Source organism: Lentibacillus jeotgali, from assembly GCF_000224785.1.
In the GTDB taxonomy this organism is placed as follows: domain Bacteria; phylum Bacillota; class Bacilli; order Bacillales; family Amphibacillaceae; genus Lentibacillus; species Lentibacillus jeotgali.
In genome coordinates, this window is the sequence record NZ_AGAV01000014.1 from 24,877 (window position 1) to 41,170 (window position 16,294).

Genomic DNA, 16,294 nt, shown 5'->3' on the forward strand with positions numbered 1-16,294 from the left:
CGCTCCACTATTCTGTACTTATAAATAATTTATTTTACAAATATCGTCCATTGAAAAAGGGATCCGGCTATTTTGCCAAATACGATAGCCATTAATAACCACAACAACTTATCTTCCATCTGAATGCGTTTTGACAGAACTGGAAATACATTCAGCACTTCCGTTAAAGCAGCTGCCAGCATTCCATTAAATACCCCGTGAAAAGCACCCCATAACACGAGCAGCAGCACCGGTTGATCCCATGATACATCCGCAAAAGACATGAATATGCCAAATAACGACCCTAGAATGATACTTGCGATATATACCGGTATCAACTCGTCCGTCTTGCTCAACTGAATTAGCCTTGGTATGATGCCCAATACCGTTAAGAAAGCAACAAAACCGCCCCCAACAGCCACACCAGCAGCGAATCCGATCATCACCTCCAGCAGACTAGTGAATATGCTTGTCATCATTTAACGTGTTCTCATAATGGGCAAGATATTGATCCATGTTCTGCTGGTAATTAAAGATTTCAACTTCGAGAGGGCTTGGTTCCTCATTAATTCGTTTGCGGAACCAGTGATTAAAAAACAGAAGCATACCGATTCCCAGTCCAAACGAGTACGGTATCTGAATCCATAAGGGATATTGGCTCTGTTCGCCTGTCAGTAAGTAATGAAGTTTTTGCTGAACCTCCTGCATACTGACATCGTAATGAAAATTGATAATAGTCATGGCGGTTCCAATAAAAAGAAGCAGCCAAACAATTGCTGTAATCATAATGTTTGGCGATTTTTTATGTTTTGGGATACGTATAAGTGTATGTGATGGTCCGACAATCTGAAATTCAAGTCCGCTATATTGCGTGTTTAAATGATCAATGACCAGAAAACTGTCCACAATCACGACATTCAGATCTTTTTTTGTAATACGATAGATAGGTGTTTTTTCCAATTCATTTTTCAATCGAGACGTTGTAGAAATGTGGGCAATATCCTTAAGGTTAACTTTCTTCAAAACCGGCATTTCAATACTCTTCTTCATGCGCAAATATACAATCTCCGACATTCGGGATACACCCTCTCTACGATGTTGTATGAAGTAGTATTTGTTAAAAGCAGGATAATTATCACAAAAGAATTAGCTAGGTTATCTCGAATTTAAATTCTAATCAATCCAATTCAGCATATTATTTCTATTAAGGCGCTATTAGTTAACTGGATTAATGGCTCTTTGAGCACGATTGTCAAGAGACCTATTAATGGCTTTACAAAAAGGCGGGCTGGTTTTTGTGAAAATAAAGTACCATATTATAACTTACATCATTTGTGTTTGTCTTATATTTTTACTCGTGTCATTCATATCCGTATCCAATAAACAAAATGGAGTTTTTCATTTTGCCGCTATTAATGAATTAACAGAATCCGATTTAATTTCGGAATCACTCGTGCTTTTGATGAGTTCTGAAATACCTCAACTGAAACAAAATTTAAATGAAAATAATATAAATTCGCCTGATTTTTCTTCTTTAATGTTTGCATTCACTTCAGGCATAACTCCCAAAAATTTCACAAGTTTGCTTGAACTTGAACTGCCGGGGATGAAATCATTTTCCAATGGTGTGCATCTGCAAGGAAGCGATTCTGAATTGACAGCGATGCCGGTTGAGTCACCTCCTCCTGATTTTGACAAACTTCTGAAAGAGGACGGATCTGACAATCAGTCTGAACAGGAAGGTGAGACCACCCAGGAAACGTCCGATGCAGAGGTATTTATTTATCATAGTCATGCCTGGGAAGCTTTTTTGCCTTTACTTGATGATGAGGAGAAGAAACCGAGTGAAGCATCGAGTACAAATAATAAAGAAAATATTGTACTTGCAGGGTCAATGCTCGCGGATCAACTGGAAAAGAGAGGCGTCAATACCCTTCATGATAAAACTAATGTTACAGCAAGTCTTAACGAAAAAGGCTGGGGGCCCGGTAATTCATATGAATTTTCCCGGCAGTCCGTTAAAGAAGTCATGTCCTCGAATGACAATGTAAGCTATTTTATCGATATTCACCGTGATGCCTTGCGTAAAGACCAGACGACAGTAACGATTGACGGCAAGGATTATGCAAAATTATTCTTTATTGTAGGAGTCGGCCATGAGGATTACGAGAAAAACCTCAAATTTGCAAAGGAATTGAACAATCAGATTGAAGCGAAATATCCCGGGCTCAGCAAAGGTATATATGAAAAAAGCAAATCCGAAGGGAATGGTGTATATAATCAAGATATTTCAGGACGTTCACTGTTAATCGAATTCGGCGGGATTGATAATAATCGCGAGGAACTCAGCAATACAGCTGAGGTTATGGCGGAAGTCCTTAGTGAACACCAAAAAGACGCTGAAAAGGTTAACAATACAGATTAAAAAGTTAAAGCTGACAGAAAAGGCTGTCCCGGATTAACTTCAGGACAGCCTTGATTCATGGGTTCATATTTACTTTCATTTCCTCTAATATTTTCTTCTCGAGCCTCGATACCTGTACCTGTGAAATACCAAGCCGCTCTGCCACTTCCGATTGTGTCCGGTCTTTGTAATACCGCAAATACAAAATCAGCCGCTCGCGTTCATTAAGCCGTCTGATCGCCTCCTGGAGAGTTAGTTTATCAAACCATTTTGTATCATCATCGGCAATCTGATCCAGCAGTGTTATCGGATCTCCATCGTTCTCAAAAACCGTTTCATGGATGGAATGTGGTGATTTTGCAGCTTCCTCGGCATGAACGACTTCTTCTGAAGTGATATGAAGTGATTCGGCGAGTTCCAGAACAGTTGGGGCACGACCCAGCTGTTTTGTTAGTTCATCCCGTTTTTTTCGTATTTTGTTGCCGGTTTCTTTTAAGGAACGGCTTACCTTAATGCTGCCATCGTCCCGGATGAACCGCTGTATTTCTCCGATTATCATCGGTACAGCGTAAGTGGAAAACTTGACGTCATAAGATAAATCAAATTTATCAATTGCTTTAATAAGTCCGATACTTCCTATCTGAAACAGATCATCCGGATCATATCCGCGGTTGATAAAACGCTGTACAACTGACCAAACCAGTCTGACATTATTTTCAACAAGTATATCCCGTGCGTATTTATCACCTTGCTGGCTTTTATGGATATACGTCTTCACCTGTTCGTCATTTAACGATTCCTGCCGATTATCATGACTGACATTTAGGTCCATAGGCATCCCTATTTAGAAACCGTTTTTTTTGAAAGTTGTTTTGTCATATGAACAGTTGTGCCAGTTTCAGGTGAAGAAATGATCTCTAATACATCCATAAAATTTTCGATGATAGTAAATCCCATTCCGGATCTTTCCAATTCAGGCTTTGATGTATAGAGCGGCTGTCTTGCTTCATCCACATTACCAATGCCAATTCCGTGGTCCTTGATTGTCAGTTCGATCTCATCTTCATGCAGCACACAGGATATAGAAACATGATGCCCCGGATCATTATTGTAACCGTGGATTATGGCATTCGTTACGGCTTCGGAGACGACTGTTTTAATTTCGGTCAGTTCGTCCATCGTCGGATCAAGCTGTGCCACAAAAGACGCAACTGTTACTCTGGCAAACGACTCATTTTCGCTTACACTTGCAAATTCCACAAACATTTCATTTTTCATGATGCCACCCCCAACGTAAATAACGCATGTTCTTCGTTCTCCTCCAACCTTACAATTTTAAACATACCGGACATTTCAAACAATCTCCGGACTGGCGCTGAAACGGAACATACAACCATCTCCCCTCCCAGCTGAAGCACTTCTTTGTATCTGCCAAGAACAACACCAAGTCCTGAGCTGTCCATGAATGTTACCGATTCAAGATTCAGCACAACATGTTTGATGGCGTTTGTATACATCATTTCTTTCCATTCGTTCCTTAATACTTCCGCTTCATGATGGTCCAACTCCCCGGCCATTCTGACAACCAGGACATCTTCCTTGACGTCAAACGCAGTAGACAAACCCATATTGTTTCCTCCCCACTTTTTCGTTCTGGATACTTTTTCGCTAAAATCCGGATTAATTCCTGCTTCCTGACAAAATAAGAAGCAATTCGTCAGAGATTCTGTTATTTAACCATATTTTGAGCTGTTCGTTTTAATAACGTTAAATACGATGCTTTCTTGACATCATAATCCACAATTAGCGGTGTTTTTGACAATGTTTCGCCGTTGCTTTTTACAATTAATTCCCCTACCTGGTCGCCTTTATCGATCGGCAGGTCAAGGTCGGATTCCAGATTTACTGACGTTTTCACATTTTTATCATTCTCGCCTTTGCGATGGATTGTGCTGATTGATTCAGATGTTGTTACATCAATCGATGTATCCTCTGCCTTCAATAATTCCAATGTTGTAATGGTCTGTCCTTTCTCGTATAAATTTTTTGTTTCGAAATGATTGAAAGCATAATCGAGCATACCGGTGATCGTTGAATTTCGCTCCTTGGTCGTATCGGCGCCCATAACGACAGCAATCATTCGCATATCATTTTTCTCTGCTGTTGCTGTCAAACAATATTTTGCTTCGTTTGTATAGCCGGTTTTCAACCCGTCCACGCCCGGATAAGATTTAACCAGTTTATTTGTATTCACCAGCCAAAATTCGTTCTCCTCACCTTTTCGCAAGTAATCCTCATAAATGGACGTATATTCGGTTACGGATTCATATTTCAATAATTCTTTGGCCATAACTGCCATATCATGGGCAGTGCTGTAGTGATTCTCAGCTGGAAGCCCAGTAGAATTCTGAAATTGAGTATTTTCCAGTCCCAATGCTTTTGCTTTTTTATTCATCTGTTCTACAAATGCTTTCTCACTGCCGGCAATTCTTTCGGCCAGTGCAACACTTGCGTCATTTGCCGAAGCAACGGCTATCCCTTTCAAGAGATTGTTGACACTCATTTCTTCGCCGGTTTCAAGAAATATCTGCGAACCCCCCATCGATGCAGCACGTTCACTTACCCTGATGGTTTCATTTTTATCGATTTTCCCTTTATCAAGGCTCTCCATTATCAGTAATAGAGTCATAACTTTTGTCATACTGGCGGGCGGCAATTTCTCATGCGCGTTTTTATCAAACAGTAATTTACCGGTATCACGTTCCATCAAAACGCCGGACTGAGCATCCGGAGCTAAATTAAGTTCCTGATCCGTATCATCTTGACCGTTTTCTTCACCAAACACTGTAAATGGCATGAAGAGAATTGAAAATATAATGCTAGTCAATAAAACAAACTTTTTCATTGTTCAACCTCCAACATTCAATATAGTTTTATGTTTGCCATTTCAGTGTGTTCTTATACGAGATACAAAAGTATTTAAGGCAAAGAAAAATCCGAACGATGATTCAAAATTCTTTAGATAGATTTCGAATTAGTTCGGATTTTTCTTCTTTTGTAAAATAGACATCTGCGTCAACCTTCAAAACGATGGTGGAAAACCAAAGAGGACCGACTGCCAGTAAATGCCCGATTCGGTTCAACTAACAATCATTGGGGGTGAAGAACCCCCCAATGATTTTAGTTTTACTTTACCTTGAGATGTTCTCATAAATAAGCGGTGGTTTCTCAACGGTTTCATCCGAGATGACAATGCTTGCATATAATTTTTCTTTTACATCATCTACGGTTTTGGTGTTTGCATGAATCGTCAAAAGTGATTCACCTTGACTGACGGCATCCCCGATTTTTTTATTGAGCACGATGCCGACAGACAAATCAATATCAGAATTCTTCGTCGCTCTTCCTGCACCAAGCATCATAGCTGCGGTTCCGATGGCATCTGCTTCGATTTCAGAAACAGCCCCTGACTTTTCAGCAGGTAATTCAAATGTATAAGATGCTTGCGGCAATAAGTCCGGATTATCCGCTACATCTGAATCACCGCCCTGTGCTTCAAGAAACACTTTGAACTGTTCGATTGCTTTCCCGCTATTTAGATTGTCCGTCAGCTGTTTTTTGGCTTCATCCAGTGTGTCAGCTTTATTTGCCAATACAACCATCTGACTGCCCAGCTCCAGACATAATTCAGTTAAATCGTTCGGTCCTTTCCCCTGCAGCGTATCAATTGCTTCTCTGACTTCCAGGGCATTACCGACAGCGTACCCAAGCGGCTGGCTCATGTCCGATATAAGAGCCATCGTATTTCTGCCAACCCGGTTGCCGATCGATACCATTGCCTGAGCCAATTCCCTGGCATCATCAAGTTCTTTCATAAAAGCTCCGGCACCAGTTTTAACATCCAAAACAATAGCATCAGCACCTGATGCTATTTTCTTGCTCATGATTGAGCTGGCAATCAGCGGGATTGAATTCACTGTTGCCGTAACATCCCTTAGACTGTAGAGCTTTTTATCAGCAGGCGTCAGATTGCCGGTCTGGCCGACGACGGCTGCTTTAATTCGGTTAACCAGATTAATAAATTCATCAATGGAAATTTCGACATGAAATCCAGGCACTGCCTCCAATTTATCAATCGTTCCGCCGGTGTGCCCGAGTCCTCTGCCACTCATTTTGGCGACAGGTACCCCGGCAGAAGCAACCAGAGGGGCAAGTATCAAGGTGGTCGTATCGCCAACCCCACCGGTCGAATGTTTATCAACTTTAATACCGGAAATGGCAGAAAGGTCAATTTGGTCTCCTGACTCCACCATCGCCGTAGTCAATTCGGCCCGTTCCTCCTCGATCATATCCTGGAAATACACAGCCATCAGCAGTGCACTTGCCTGGTAGTCCGGGATGTCACCATTTGTACAGCCGTCGACAAAAAAGCGGATTTCTTCGCTTGAAAGCTTTTCCCCGTCACGTTTTTTTTCAATGATGTCATACATTCGCATATAATCATCCTTATTGATTAGTTTGGCAGTGTACGTATGATTTCTTTAACAAACTTGAGAAAGTCTTCGCGCACCTGTTTCGTTGTCTCAATCACTTCGTCGTGTGTCAGCGGCTGATCAAGAATACCGGCTGCCATATTGGATATGCAGGAGATGCCTAGCACACGCAGGCCTGCGTGTCCCGACACAATCACTTCCGGTACGGTTGACATACCGACAGCGTCCCCGCCAAGTGTCCGAAGCATGTTGATTTCAGCCGGTGTCTCATATGCCGGGCCGGTATTTCCGACATATACACCCTCCTGTACGGTTAATCCCAATTTGGATGCACAGTCTTTTGCATGCCGCAGATAGGCTTCATCGTATACCTGTGACATATCCGGAAAGCGTTCACCGAGTGTTTCATCATTCGGCCCAAGCAACGGATTGTCCCTCATGTTGTTGATATGATCTGTGATCAGCATCAAATCACCGGGGTTAAACACCTTATTGATACCGCCGGCTGCGTTAGTGACGATGATCGAATCGATCCCCAATTTTTTCATCACCCGGACCGGAAACGTCACCTGCTGCATGGAATAGCCCTCATAATAATGAAAGCGGCCCTGCATTGCAATAACTTGTCTGCCTTCCAGGTCACCTGTGACAAGCTGTCCTTTGTGCCCCGATACGGTTGATTCCGGAAAATGGGGTATGTCTTTATAGGAAAACGTAACCGGGTTGTCGATTTCATCTGCTAAAACGCCGAGTCCCGATCCTAAAATGAGACCAATGGCAGGAGCACTTGATAATTTCTCATTTATATATGAAGCCGCTTCTTCAATAGCTGTCTGGTTCATGCTTATCCCCCCTTAATTAATATCGTTCAAAAAGCTTTTTCCGTGTTCCGGCATTTTAATATTAAAGTTATTAGCAATGGTAGCTCCAATATCGGCAAACGTTTCTCTTAAAGCAAGTACATTTCCTTGATCCATGCTCGTGTGATAAACGAGCAGCGGTACGTATTCGCGCGTATGGTCTGTTCCATGGTGAATCGGATCGTTACCATGGTCTGCGGTAATAATGAGCAAATCGTCATCATTCAGACGGTTCATGACTTCCGGCAGTCGTGCATCAAATGCTTCCAGGGCTTTACCGTAGCCTTCAGGATCGCGCCGGTGTCCATATTTGGCGTCAAAATCAACCAAGTTCAAAAAGTTTAATCCCGTAAAATCTTTTGACATTGAATCGACCAATTTAGTCATGCCATCTTCATTATCTGCTGTACGGATTGCCTTTGTGACACCTTCATCATCATAGATATCTGAAATTTTACCGAGGGCAATCACATCATAGTCAGCATCTTCCAATTCATTCATCACTGTGCGGCCAAAGGGCTTCAATGCGTAGTCATGCCGGTTAGCTGTACGCTGAAACGCACCCGGTTTTCCTGTGAACGGGCGCGCAATGACCCGGCCGACCATATATTTTTCATCCAGTGTCAGCTCACGGGCGATTTTACAAATATTATATAATTCATCTAATGGTACAACATCTTCATGTGCGGCAATCTGCAACACAGAGTCTGCCGATGTATAAACTATCAGTGCACCAGTTTCCATATGCTCCTGCCCTAATTCTTCGATAATGGCGGTGCCTGAGGCCGGTTTATTTCCGATAACTTTTCTGCCTGTTTTTGCTTCCAGATCAGCAACTAGTTCGTCGGGGAAGCCATCCGGAAATGTCCGGAAAGGCTGCTGGATATTCAGCCCCATGATTTCCCAATGGCCTGTCATCGTATCTTTACCGTTGGAAGCTTCCTGCATTTTTGTATAATGCGCTGTTGGCGATTCGGCTTTTTCAATTCCCTGTATCTCCCTGATGTTACTGAGTCCTAATCTTCCCATGTTCGGCATATTCAGACCGTCCATCCGTTCTGCAATATGCCCCAATGTATCAGCACCTTCATCGTTAAATGCTTTTGCATCCGGTGCCTCGCCAATCCCCACAGAATCCATAACAATCAAGAATACGCGTTTAAATTGTTGCATAATAGTCGATACCTCCTATAACTGTTTTTCCCTGTTTTGTTTTACAGTATGCTGGCTCCTTTTAGTTGTATGATGTCTGACGACTGTACCGACAAAAAAAGAGATGTTATTCGCCTGTCATTTGCCGGTCATTCTTTGCCTGCCAGTCAGACTAAGCTCGCGGGTGATAAGATTGATAAATATCTTTCAACCTGGATTTTGTAATATGTGTATAAATTTGAGTTGTGGAAATATCAGAATGACCCAACATTTCCTGAACCGATCGCAAATCCGCCCCATTTTCCAATAAATGTGTAGCGAATGAATGTCTCAGCGTATGTGGTGTAATTGTTTTTCTGATCCCGGCTTCACGGGCTATCCCTTTTAATATCTTCCAAAAACCTTGACGGGAAAGGGGCCTGCCATGCTGGTTAACAAATAATGCATTCTTATCCTGCTTCCGTTTTACAAGGCTTGTCCTGGCATCCTGCAAATAATCATCCATTGATTTTATAGCAACATCACCGAGCGGGACGATTCTTTCCTTCGAACCCTTTCCCATACAGCGCAAAAATCCCATTGTCAAATGAAGGTCGCTTACTTTCAGGCCGACCAGTTCCGAAACCCGCAGTCCGGTGGCATACATCAGTTCAAGCATTGCTTTATTCCGGATCGTCAAAGAGGTCTTCCCGTTAATTGTCAATAACGCTTCAACATCCTGTGACGTTAGTGTAGCAGGTAATTTCTGTTCTTTTTTAGGTGTCTCGATATGTATGCTTGCATCATGTTCGGCAAGCTGTTCCCGAATCAGAAATTGATGGAATGACCGTATTGAGGAAATCGCCCTGGCAATCGTTGCCGGTGATTTGCCTTCCTCCTTAAGCTTGTACAGAAACCCTATAATGTCAGCTCGTCCTATTTCGTTCCAGATCAATTTTCGGCGTGCTTGTTCCAGATAATGCATATAATTTTTCAAGTCGCGCTGATAAGATTTTAATGTATTATCCGTTACGCCGCGTTCTACTATTAAATAATGGACAAAATCCTCAAAAGCAGGCTTTAGCATAACCATTACTCCCCTAGGCGAAAAAATAAATTGAGCCGATCAATGAACCCCTCGTCATCAGTCTCAAAAACTTTTACTGACGGACCCTGTGGCGGATCGTACCGGTGAAATTGTTCATACTCAGTATGCATATACCGCAGTCCAAAATAGAATAGACATGTACAGCCTATAAACAGAATAAATACTTTCAGGGCATCCCGAAGCAATTGCGCCATTTGTCCCACCTCTTTCGCATATCTGCTGTGACCCGTTCAATAGTTCAATAAACACACCATTTATTTTATTAAAACCGTGTCACTAGTAAAGATATGCCAAAAAAGGCTGATAATATACATACCATCAGTATATTATTCTATTGTCCTATCACCAAAATACCGCATTTTCTTGAAAATGTAAATTACAACCCAGGATTAAAAAAACCTTTTTTCTCAAGTAAGAAAAAAGGCATTCCGCTCATTTCATTATCTTGCCGACTGAACTGCCGATTCCTGGCATTGTTTGCAAATCCCATGGAAAGTCAATCGATGATCCTCCACTTGAAAGCTAAAATCTTTCTCGACTATTTTTTCTACATCCCCAAGAAGGTCATCCACTATTTCTTCAACAGAGCCGCATTCCATACATACAAGGTGATGATGAAAATGCTCAGCTCCCTCTTTGCGCAAATCGTAGCGCGAAACACCGTCACCAAAGTTTATCTTATCAACAATCTTCAATTCTGATAACAATTCCAGTGTTCGATATACGGTAGCAAGACCTATTTCAGGTGCTTTTTCTTTTACCAGCAAGTAGATATCTTCAGCACTCAGATGGTCTTCTTCACGTTCCAGCAACACCCTGAGTGTGGCTTCCCGTTGTGGAGTAAGCTTATAACTTTGTGCATGGAGCTGTTTTTTTATCCGTTCGATTCGATGTTCCATGGCAAGTCTCCTCCCTATTATCCCCAACCTCATTATATGCGGACAGATGGAGCATGTCAAAATATAATGATTATAATTTGTTATTTATAATCATTATTATATAACATTTATTACTAACTATAAAGGGATTTTATTAACATTTCCATTGCTTCATTTGATACATATGCTTCCAGAGCTGCTGCAGCCAGGGAAAACACCATCAATGAAGCGAACAGCACCGCATATTTGCCGAAAGACTGTAATACCGGCTGGGAAATGCGCCACGAGAAAAGCTTCCTTAACAGAATCGTTGAGAAAATCATGGATAAGCTGCCTGCAATAATATAAATTGGTATCACCAGCAAATTTTGCGGTGCAATTGAAATTGAAGCCAAAAATAATCCGTTTGCACCGAGCTGATTCACCATAAAACCGACTGAAAATCCAACAACCAGGCCTTTTAAAAACAATAAAATCCAGACGACCGGAAGACCTATAACCGACAGCCCTAATATAAATAGCATAAAAAGATATTTCACATGATATAAAAAACTGCTCTTAAGCACTTCGCTGCTCTTCACCTGTTCTTCTTCAGTAATGTCACCAAAAAAGCGTTCAAGGTAAAAGAATAAGTCTTGCTTTTGAACGAAATTCATACTGTTGACAATAATTGCTCCAAAAATAATTCCAGTCAGAAAAAGGATCGTCATAAAAATATAAATGACAGCATGCTCTTTTACATGGTCGATTAACAGGGTCCGCTTGTTATACATTGGAATCCTCCATCACGTGTAATTTCGTTTCATTAGGCTGTCTATAAATGGCCTCTGATAAAAACTATGAAGAATTCCATGTAAAAATACCAAATTATTTTTGGCAATTAGAGTTAAGATGTTGTGACAGATCCATATTTTCCGCCGCCGCCGGCTTTTATCGATAACTTACCTTCTCTCATATCTATAATGGAGGATGCTAGTTTTTCCGGTATGACTTCTTTCAGATCATCCAGAGACGCGTAATGAATCACATTCATTTCCGTTTGAAAATGTTCCAGCAATTTCGTGAATGTCTTAGGCCCAAGCTTTGGCAAATACTCCAATGGCACTTGATATAAATAAGGCGGCCGGTCCTTGTTATCCTTCTCAGTGCTTTTTAGTTCCTGGATCCGGTCAAACACACCTTTTACAATTTTTTTCGAGCCGCACTGATGACATTTTATAGCATCGGCAGCTAGCGGCTCAAGACATTGACTGCAAACGGTTGTGTAATACTTTCCCAGATGGGGGTTCATGCCGAAGTTCCGCTTTATCCGCCGGTCGTCCACATTGTGCAATGCCCAGTAAAATTCCTTGAATGAAGGTTCTTCCATGGTTATTTCCTGATACTCCCTTGCAATTTTCGGGAGTGAGTGAGCATCGGAGTTCGACAAAAATGTAAAGGCATGAAGTTCGCTGATTTGATCAGCCATCATCGTATCTGAACTGAGTCCTAGTTCAATCGCATCGATCAGATCCGGATCAAGCACCTCCCTTAATGATTGATGGACCCCTTTCCCGTACATGCTTTTGAATGGTGTGAACACGTGTGCAGGTATGAAAACACCGGACAGTTCTTTCACTTTATACTGCAGCTGTTTTGCTGTTCCATAATAGCGCTGCGAGCTTAATGTAATGTTTTTCATTTTGGTTGTCAGCCACTCTGAAAACTCCTCCATCTTCTCCAATGTCGGAAGGAAGCATAAAACATGAAGCGGCCCCCGGCAATTTTCATCATACACTTCAATTTCAGAGCCGAGTATTAAGGTCACATTTTCAAAACGTATCCCGCCGTCATCCAGTTCATGGGCGTGTCCAGCACCGATAAGCTTTTTGATCTCCTGCTGAACGGCCGGTGCATGACTGTCAATCACGCCAGCCATATGGATGCCCTTGTTCCGGCTCGCCTCCTTTAAAACGTTTGTCAATGTTAACGTCTTGGCTCCGGTGATTTTGACCGGGTTATTAAACATATCCCGCCCTATGTGAATATGCATATCAGCAAAAAACGATTTCGGCATTCCTTACATCCTTTCAAGTGTTTCTAAGTATAATACTGCATAATTTGTTTTAGCGTCATGTATCCGTTTGTTTTTAACGTATTGTTTCGCTTCTTCCAGAGTTAATTCGATAAGCTCGATAAACTCATCATCATCACCAGCTGCCGGATTTTCCACCGGTTCCAGATTTTTTGCTGTATACAGGTACATGATTTCATCCGCAAACCCGGGTGATGTATAAAACGATGCTGCAAACGCCATCGATTCTGTCGTTGTATAGCCTGTTTCCTCCTCCAATTCACGCTTTGCAGTCACTTCCGGCTCTTCCCCGTTTTCCAGTTTCCCGGCAGGAATTTCCACCAGTGATTTTTCCAGCGGTTTTCTGTATTGTTCAACAAACACAATTTTATTATCCTTTGTAATAGGGATGATCGCTACCGCCCCCGAATGCTTAATGAGTTCACGCTTTGAGGTGTTCCCATCCGGAAGCGTAACATCATCCACTTGCAGTTTAACGACTTTTCCATTATATATTGTTTCCGTATGGGTGGTTTTTTCTTCAAATTTCTTCATTATGATCATCCTTTTTTCAAAGCTATTATTCATTCTATCATATCTTAATAGTTGTATTTGCCGCAATTTGTTCTCTACAATAGAATCAGATGAACTATATTGGAGGCGAATATGATGAATAAGAACCAGCTTGGGCAATCCGATTTATACGTTTCTGAGCTGACACTTGGCTGTATGTCACTCGGGACAGACAGCAAAAAAGCACGTGGTATTATCGATCGTGCATTGAATGCCGGTATCAATCATCTTGATACTGCGGACCTGTATGACTTTGGCCAAAATGAAAAAATTGTTGGTGACGCCATAAAGGGTAAACGGGATCAGGTTATTTTAACTTCAAAAGTCGGCAATAACTTTAATAAAGAAAAACAGGACTGGTTTTGGGACCCTTCCAGAGAACATATTGAAGATGGTGTTAAAGACAGCCTGCATCGTTTAGGCATTGATTATATCGATTTTTACATGCTGCACGGCGGCACGATAGATGATGCGATCGGTGAATCCATTGAAGCATTTGAGAATCTGAAAAAAGAAGGACTTATCCGAGCTTACGGCATCTCATCCATCCGGCCGAACGTTATTCGTGAATATGTGCAGCGTTCAAACATTGACGCAGTTATGATGCAGTACAGCATGCTGGACCGCCGACCGGAGGAAGAAATATTGGATTTTCTCCATGAAAACAGCATCAGCGTCTTGGCACGGGGGCCGTTAGCAAAAGGAATGCTCAGTAACCGAGGACTTGAACAAATTGAGAAAAAAGGTCGAAATGGTTTCCTCGATTACTCATATGATGAACTGGAAACCATTCACCAGGAACTTGAAACGATAAACGATGGGAATTCAATGAACTCCCTTGCACTGAATTACATTTTGAAACACCCCGCAGTGGCGAGTGCTGTATTTGGCGCAAGTTCGGTCAGCCAAGTTGATGATAATACCAGCTTTGAGAGCACGTCATTGACAGACGAAACATACAGAAAAATACAAAGCATAACAAAAGCAATTCAATATACCAATCACCGGTAGCCCTTCTTACTAGAACATAGAGACTGGGACAAAAGTATATAAGGTTAGAAAACTTGGCTTATCGCCAAGCTTTTATGGCGAAAGCCTTAGTTGCCCTTATGCAGTAAGAAAATATTTATACTTTCTTAACTGCCAAAGAAAAATCCGAACAATGATTCAAATTCCTTCAAATGGATTTCGAATCAGTTCGGATTCTTCATTTTATTGTAAAATGAGTATCACCTAAACCAGCGAAGGAAAAATGTGGAGACTCCTGGGGAGCATAGGCCTAGATGAGACCCGGAGTGCTGAAGGCACGAGGAGGCTTATCAGCCGCCCCCGGAAAGCGACGAGCAAAACATCCGCCGAATACGCTGCGAGTTGCGAGGAGTGCTGCTTCTCCGAAATTGCTTCCAACACGACGAGCACCAAGTATTTTTCCGAAGCGGTAGGTGTAACAGATACAAACATTGAACCAGAATCTCCCCCTCAATGACACTAATTTCCATTGATAATATGAGCTCGAAGGCATACAATAACAGAACAAACGTTCCTTTTAATGGGGTGAATAGCATGGATTATTCCAATTATCCGCGGAATGATGTTTTATGTATTGATATGCGTTCTTTTTATGCAAGTGTGGAAGCGGTCAAACGCGGGCTTGATCCGATGAAAGTTCAACTGGCTGTCGTCGGGGATCTGAACAGGCCCGGAAGCATCGTTCTCGCCGCCTCCCCGGCCCTGAAGAAAAAACACGGCATCAGTAATGTCAGCCGGTTTTTCGAGCTGCCCAAGGATCCGGATATCATCATGGCACCGGCTCACATGGCCGATTATTTGCAGGTGTCGATGGAAATTACCAAGTTGATAAATCAATATGTCCCGAAAGAAGCAATTCACCAGTATTCAGTTGATGAAGTCTGGGTAACCGTTAACGGACTAGATAAATTATTCGGTGGTCGTTGGAAGGTGGCGAACGCTATCAAACAGGATATTATGGAAAATTTCGGAATCACCTGCGCCATCGGAATAGGTGATAATAAATTTCTGGCTAAAGTGGTCATGGACTTACATGCCAAAAAACAAGGTATAGCAGAATGCACATACGAAAATCTCCAGGAACAATTATGGCCGTTTCCTATCCAAGATATTTGGGGGATCGGCCAGCGAATGCAGCGCAATTTAAACCGGATGGGAATTGTGACCCTTGGACAGCTGGCTAAATTTCCACTGAAGTCATTAACTAAACGGTTCGGCATTATGGGAGAGCAGCTTTATTGGCATGCGTGGGGCATTGATTTAAGCCCTGTTTTCGGCAATTTCACCAAAACAGAGCAAAAAGGTTTTGGTCATGGAATTTCGCTATTGCGTGATTATTCCGGTGATGAAGTCGCCACTTGTATTCTTGATTTATGTGAAGAGGCATGCCGCCGGGCGAGGGATGCCAATAAAGCCGGCAAAACGATTCACCTTGGCATCTCATACGCCAAAGAAACGGGTGGCGGCTTCAGCCGGTCGCGGTCCATCAGTCTGCCGACCAATATCACGATGGACATGTATGATGTCTGCATGCAGTTATTCAACCAATTCTATGATGGTTTCAGTGATATCCGGCATGTCTATGTAACGCTTAACAACCTGTCTGAAGACGGTGAGACCCAATTGGACCTTTTCGATGACAGACCGAAGAAAAAAGATATTGGCTATGTCATGGACGCAATCCGGAATAAATACGGGTCCACTGCCATACTTCGGGCCACAAGTTATACGGATGCAGGCATCACTATCGGACGGAGCAGCAAAATCGGCGGGCATCAAGCATAGC

Annotated in this window: 18 protein-coding genes; 3 read left to right on the forward strand and 15 right to left on the reverse strand. The window is 42.2% G+C overall.

Annotated features, from left to right (window positions below; translation table 11 throughout):
• Positions 1 to 29: 29 nt before the first annotated feature.
• Together ON01_RS09815 and ON01_RS09820 are read right to left on the reverse strand one after the other, a co-directional pair.
• A complete protein-coding gene (locus tag ON01_RS09815; RefSeq protein WP_010530865.1) occupies positions 30 to 458 on the reverse strand; it encodes a stage V sporulation protein AB in 429 nt (142 codons plus the stop codon).
• A complete protein-coding gene (locus ON01_RS09820; RefSeq protein ID WP_010530866.1) occupies positions 436 to 1,053 on the reverse strand; it encodes a stage V sporulation protein AA in 618 nt (205 codons plus the stop codon). The genes ON01_RS09815 and ON01_RS09820 overlap by 23 nt, the downstream gene beginning before the upstream one ends.
• 193 nt (positions 1,054 to 1,246) lie before the next feature.
• Between ON01_RS09820 and spoIIP the strand changes: the two genes are divergently transcribed.
• The gene (gene spoIIP, locus ON01_RS09825) at positions 1,247 to 2,404 is read left to right on the forward strand and encodes a stage II sporulation protein P (RefSeq protein WP_010530867.1); all 1,158 of its coding nucleotides are present in this window, start codon (positions 1,247 to 1,249) and stop codon (positions 2,402 to 2,404) included.
• 55 nt (positions 2,405 to 2,459) lie between these two features.
• Here spoIIP and sigF read toward each other — a convergent pair whose 3' ends face one another.
• From sigF to ON01_RS09890, 13 genes are all read right to left on the reverse strand, one after another.
• Positions 2,460 to 3,215 (reverse strand): RNA polymerase sporulation sigma factor SigF, encoded by a 756-nt coding sequence (gene sigF / locus ON01_RS09830; RefSeq protein ID WP_010530868.1) that lies wholly within the window; start codon positions 3,213 to 3,215, stop codon positions 2,460 to 2,462.
• An 8-nt stretch (positions 3,216 to 3,223) separates the two neighbouring features.
• Positions 3,224 to 3,661: an anti-sigma F factor gene (gene spoIIAB, locus ON01_RS09835; RefSeq protein ID WP_010530869.1), complete on the reverse strand. Its 438-nt coding sequence runs from the start codon at positions 3,659 to 3,661 to the stop codon at positions 3,224 to 3,226.
• Positions 3,658 to 4,011 carry an anti-sigma F factor antagonist gene (gene spoIIAA, locus ON01_RS09840; RefSeq protein WP_010530870.1) on the reverse strand — a complete coding sequence of 118 codons (354 nt, stop codon included), beginning with the start codon at positions 4,009 to 4,011 and terminating at the stop codon, positions 3,658 to 3,660. The genes spoIIAB and spoIIAA overlap by 4 nt, the downstream gene beginning before the upstream one ends.
• A 101-nt stretch (positions 4,012 to 4,112) precedes the next feature.
• Positions 4,113 to 5,288 (reverse strand): D-alanyl-D-alanine carboxypeptidase family protein, encoded by a 1,176-nt coding sequence (locus ON01_RS09845; protein WP_010530871.1) that lies wholly within the window; start codon positions 5,286 to 5,288, stop codon positions 4,113 to 4,115.
• 286 nt (positions 5,289 to 5,574) lie between these two features.
• Positions 5,575 to 6,879 carry a pyrimidine-nucleoside phosphorylase gene (locus ON01_RS09850; RefSeq protein WP_010530872.1) on the reverse strand — a complete coding sequence of 435 codons (1,305 nt, stop codon included), beginning with the start codon at positions 6,877 to 6,879 and terminating at the stop codon, positions 5,575 to 5,577.
• Between the two features lie 17 nt (positions 6,880 to 6,896).
• Positions 6,897 to 7,718 (reverse strand): purine-nucleoside phosphorylase, encoded by an 822-nt coding sequence (locus ON01_RS09855; protein ID WP_010530873.1) that lies wholly within the window; start codon positions 7,716 to 7,718, stop codon positions 6,897 to 6,899.
• 12 nt (positions 7,719 to 7,730) lie between these two features.
• A complete protein-coding gene (gene deoB, locus ON01_RS09860) occupies positions 7,731 to 8,909 on the reverse strand; it encodes a phosphopentomutase (RefSeq protein WP_010530874.1) in 1,179 nt (392 codons plus the stop codon).
• Between the two features lie 151 nt (positions 8,910 to 9,060).
• Positions 9,061 to 9,954, reverse strand: a complete 894-nt coding sequence (gene xerD / locus ON01_RS09865; RefSeq protein WP_029329079.1) for a site-specific tyrosine recombinase XerD — start codon at positions 9,952 to 9,954, stop codon at positions 9,061 to 9,063.
• Between the two features lie 5 nt (positions 9,955 to 9,959).
• Positions 9,960 to 10,178 carry a YqzK family protein gene (locus tag ON01_RS09870; protein ID WP_029329080.1) on the reverse strand — a complete coding sequence of 73 codons (219 nt, stop codon included), beginning with the start codon at positions 10,176 to 10,178 and terminating at the stop codon, positions 9,960 to 9,962.
• Positions 10,179 to 10,415: 237 nt separating this feature from the next.
• Positions 10,416 to 10,874 carry a ferric iron uptake transcriptional regulator gene (gene fur, locus ON01_RS09875; protein ID WP_010530877.1) on the reverse strand — a complete coding sequence of 153 codons (459 nt, stop codon included), beginning with the start codon at positions 10,872 to 10,874 and terminating at the stop codon, positions 10,416 to 10,418.
• Positions 10,875 to 10,987: 113 nt separating this feature from the next.
• On the reverse strand, positions 10,988 to 11,626 hold the full coding sequence (gene spoIIM / locus ON01_RS09880; RefSeq protein ID WP_010530878.1) for a stage II sporulation protein M: 639 nt from the start codon (positions 11,624 to 11,626) through the stop codon (positions 10,988 to 10,990).
• Positions 11,627 to 11,739: 113 nt separating this feature from the next.
• Entirely contained in the window at positions 11,740 to 12,909 is a 1,170-nt protein-coding gene (locus ON01_RS09885; RefSeq protein WP_010530879.1) for an endonuclease Q family protein, read from the reverse strand.
• Positions 12,910 to 12,912: 3 nt separating this feature from the next.
• Complete coding sequence (locus tag ON01_RS09890) at positions 12,913 to 13,461, reverse strand: NUDIX domain-containing protein (protein ID WP_010530880.1); 549 nt, start codon at positions 13,459 to 13,461, stop codon at positions 12,913 to 12,915.
• A 114-nt stretch (positions 13,462 to 13,575) separates the two neighbouring features.
• Between ON01_RS09890 and ON01_RS09895 the strand changes: the two genes are divergently transcribed.
• Together ON01_RS09895 and ON01_RS09900 are read left to right on the forward strand one after the other, a co-directional pair.
• Complete coding sequence (locus tag ON01_RS09895; RefSeq protein ID WP_010530881.1) at positions 13,576 to 14,490, forward strand: aldo/keto reductase; 915 nt, start codon at positions 13,576 to 13,578, stop codon at positions 14,488 to 14,490.
• 552 nt (positions 14,491 to 15,042) lie between these two features.
• Complete coding sequence (locus ON01_RS09900) at positions 15,043 to 16,293, forward strand: Y-family DNA polymerase (protein WP_010530882.1); 1,251 nt, start codon at positions 15,043 to 15,045, stop codon at positions 16,291 to 16,293.
• The last annotated feature ends 1 nt before the right edge of the window (position 16,294 follow it).

Bases quoted from the DNA above. Each gene is read 5' to 3' on its own strand.
- ON01_RS09885 (WP_010530879.1), bottom strand. From the start codon at position 12,909: ATGCCGAAATCGTTTTTTGCTGATATGCATATTCACATAGGGCGGGAT.
- spoIIM (WP_010530878.1), bottom strand. From the start codon at position 11,626: ATGTATAACAAGCGGACCCTGTTAATCGACCATGTAAAAGAGCATGCT.
- ON01_RS09895 (WP_010530881.1), top strand. From the start codon at position 13,576: ATGAATAAGAACCAGCTTGGGCAATCCGATTTATACGTTTCTGAGCTG.
- deoB (WP_010530874.1), bottom strand. From the start codon at position 8,909: ATGCAACAATTTAAACGCGTATTCTTGATTGTTATGGATTCTGTGGGG.
- ON01_RS09890 (WP_010530880.1), bottom strand. From the start codon at position 13,461: ATGAAGAAATTTGAAGAAAAAACCACCCATACGGAAACAATATATAAT.
- ON01_RS09850 (WP_010530872.1), bottom strand. From the start codon at position 6,879: ATGCGAATGTATGACATCATTGAAAAAAAACGTGACGGGGAAAAGCTT.
- ON01_RS09900 (WP_010530882.1), top strand. From the start codon at position 15,043: ATGGATTATTCCAATTATCCGCGGAATGATGTTTTATGTATTGATATG.
- ON01_RS09845 (WP_010530871.1), bottom strand. From the start codon at position 5,288: ATGAAAAAGTTTGTTTTATTGACTAGCATTATATTTTCAATTCTCTTC.
- ON01_RS09815 (WP_010530865.1), bottom strand. From the start codon at position 458: ATGATGACAAGCATATTCACTAGTCTGCTGGAGGTGATGATCGGATTC.
- ON01_RS09855 (WP_010530873.1), bottom strand. From the start codon at position 7,718: ATGAACCAGACAGCTATTGAAGAAGCGGCTTCATATATAAATGAGAAA.
- spoIIP (WP_010530867.1), top strand. From the start codon at position 1,247: ATGGCTTTACAAAAAGGCGGGCTGGTTTTTGTGAAAATAAAGTACCAT.
- xerD (WP_029329079.1), bottom strand. From the start codon at position 9,954: ATGCTAAAGCCTGCTTTTGAGGATTTTGTCCATTATTTAATAGTAGAA.
- sigF (WP_010530868.1), bottom strand. From the start codon at position 3,215: ATGGACCTAAATGTCAGTCATGATAATCGGCAGGAATCGTTAAATGAC.
- spoIIAA (WP_010530870.1), bottom strand. From the start codon at position 4,011: ATGGGTTTGTCTACTGCGTTTGACGTCAAGGAAGATGTCCTGGTTGTC.
- spoIIAB (WP_010530869.1), bottom strand. From the start codon at position 3,661: ATGAAAAATGAAATGTTTGTGGAATTTGCAAGTGTAAGCGAAAATGAG.
- fur (WP_010530877.1), bottom strand. From the start codon at position 10,874: ATGGAACATCGAATCGAACGGATAAAAAAACAGCTCCATGCACAAAGT.
- ON01_RS09820 (WP_010530866.1), bottom strand. From the start codon at position 1,053: ATGTCGGAGATTGTATATTTGCGCATGAAGAAGAGTATTGAAATGCCG.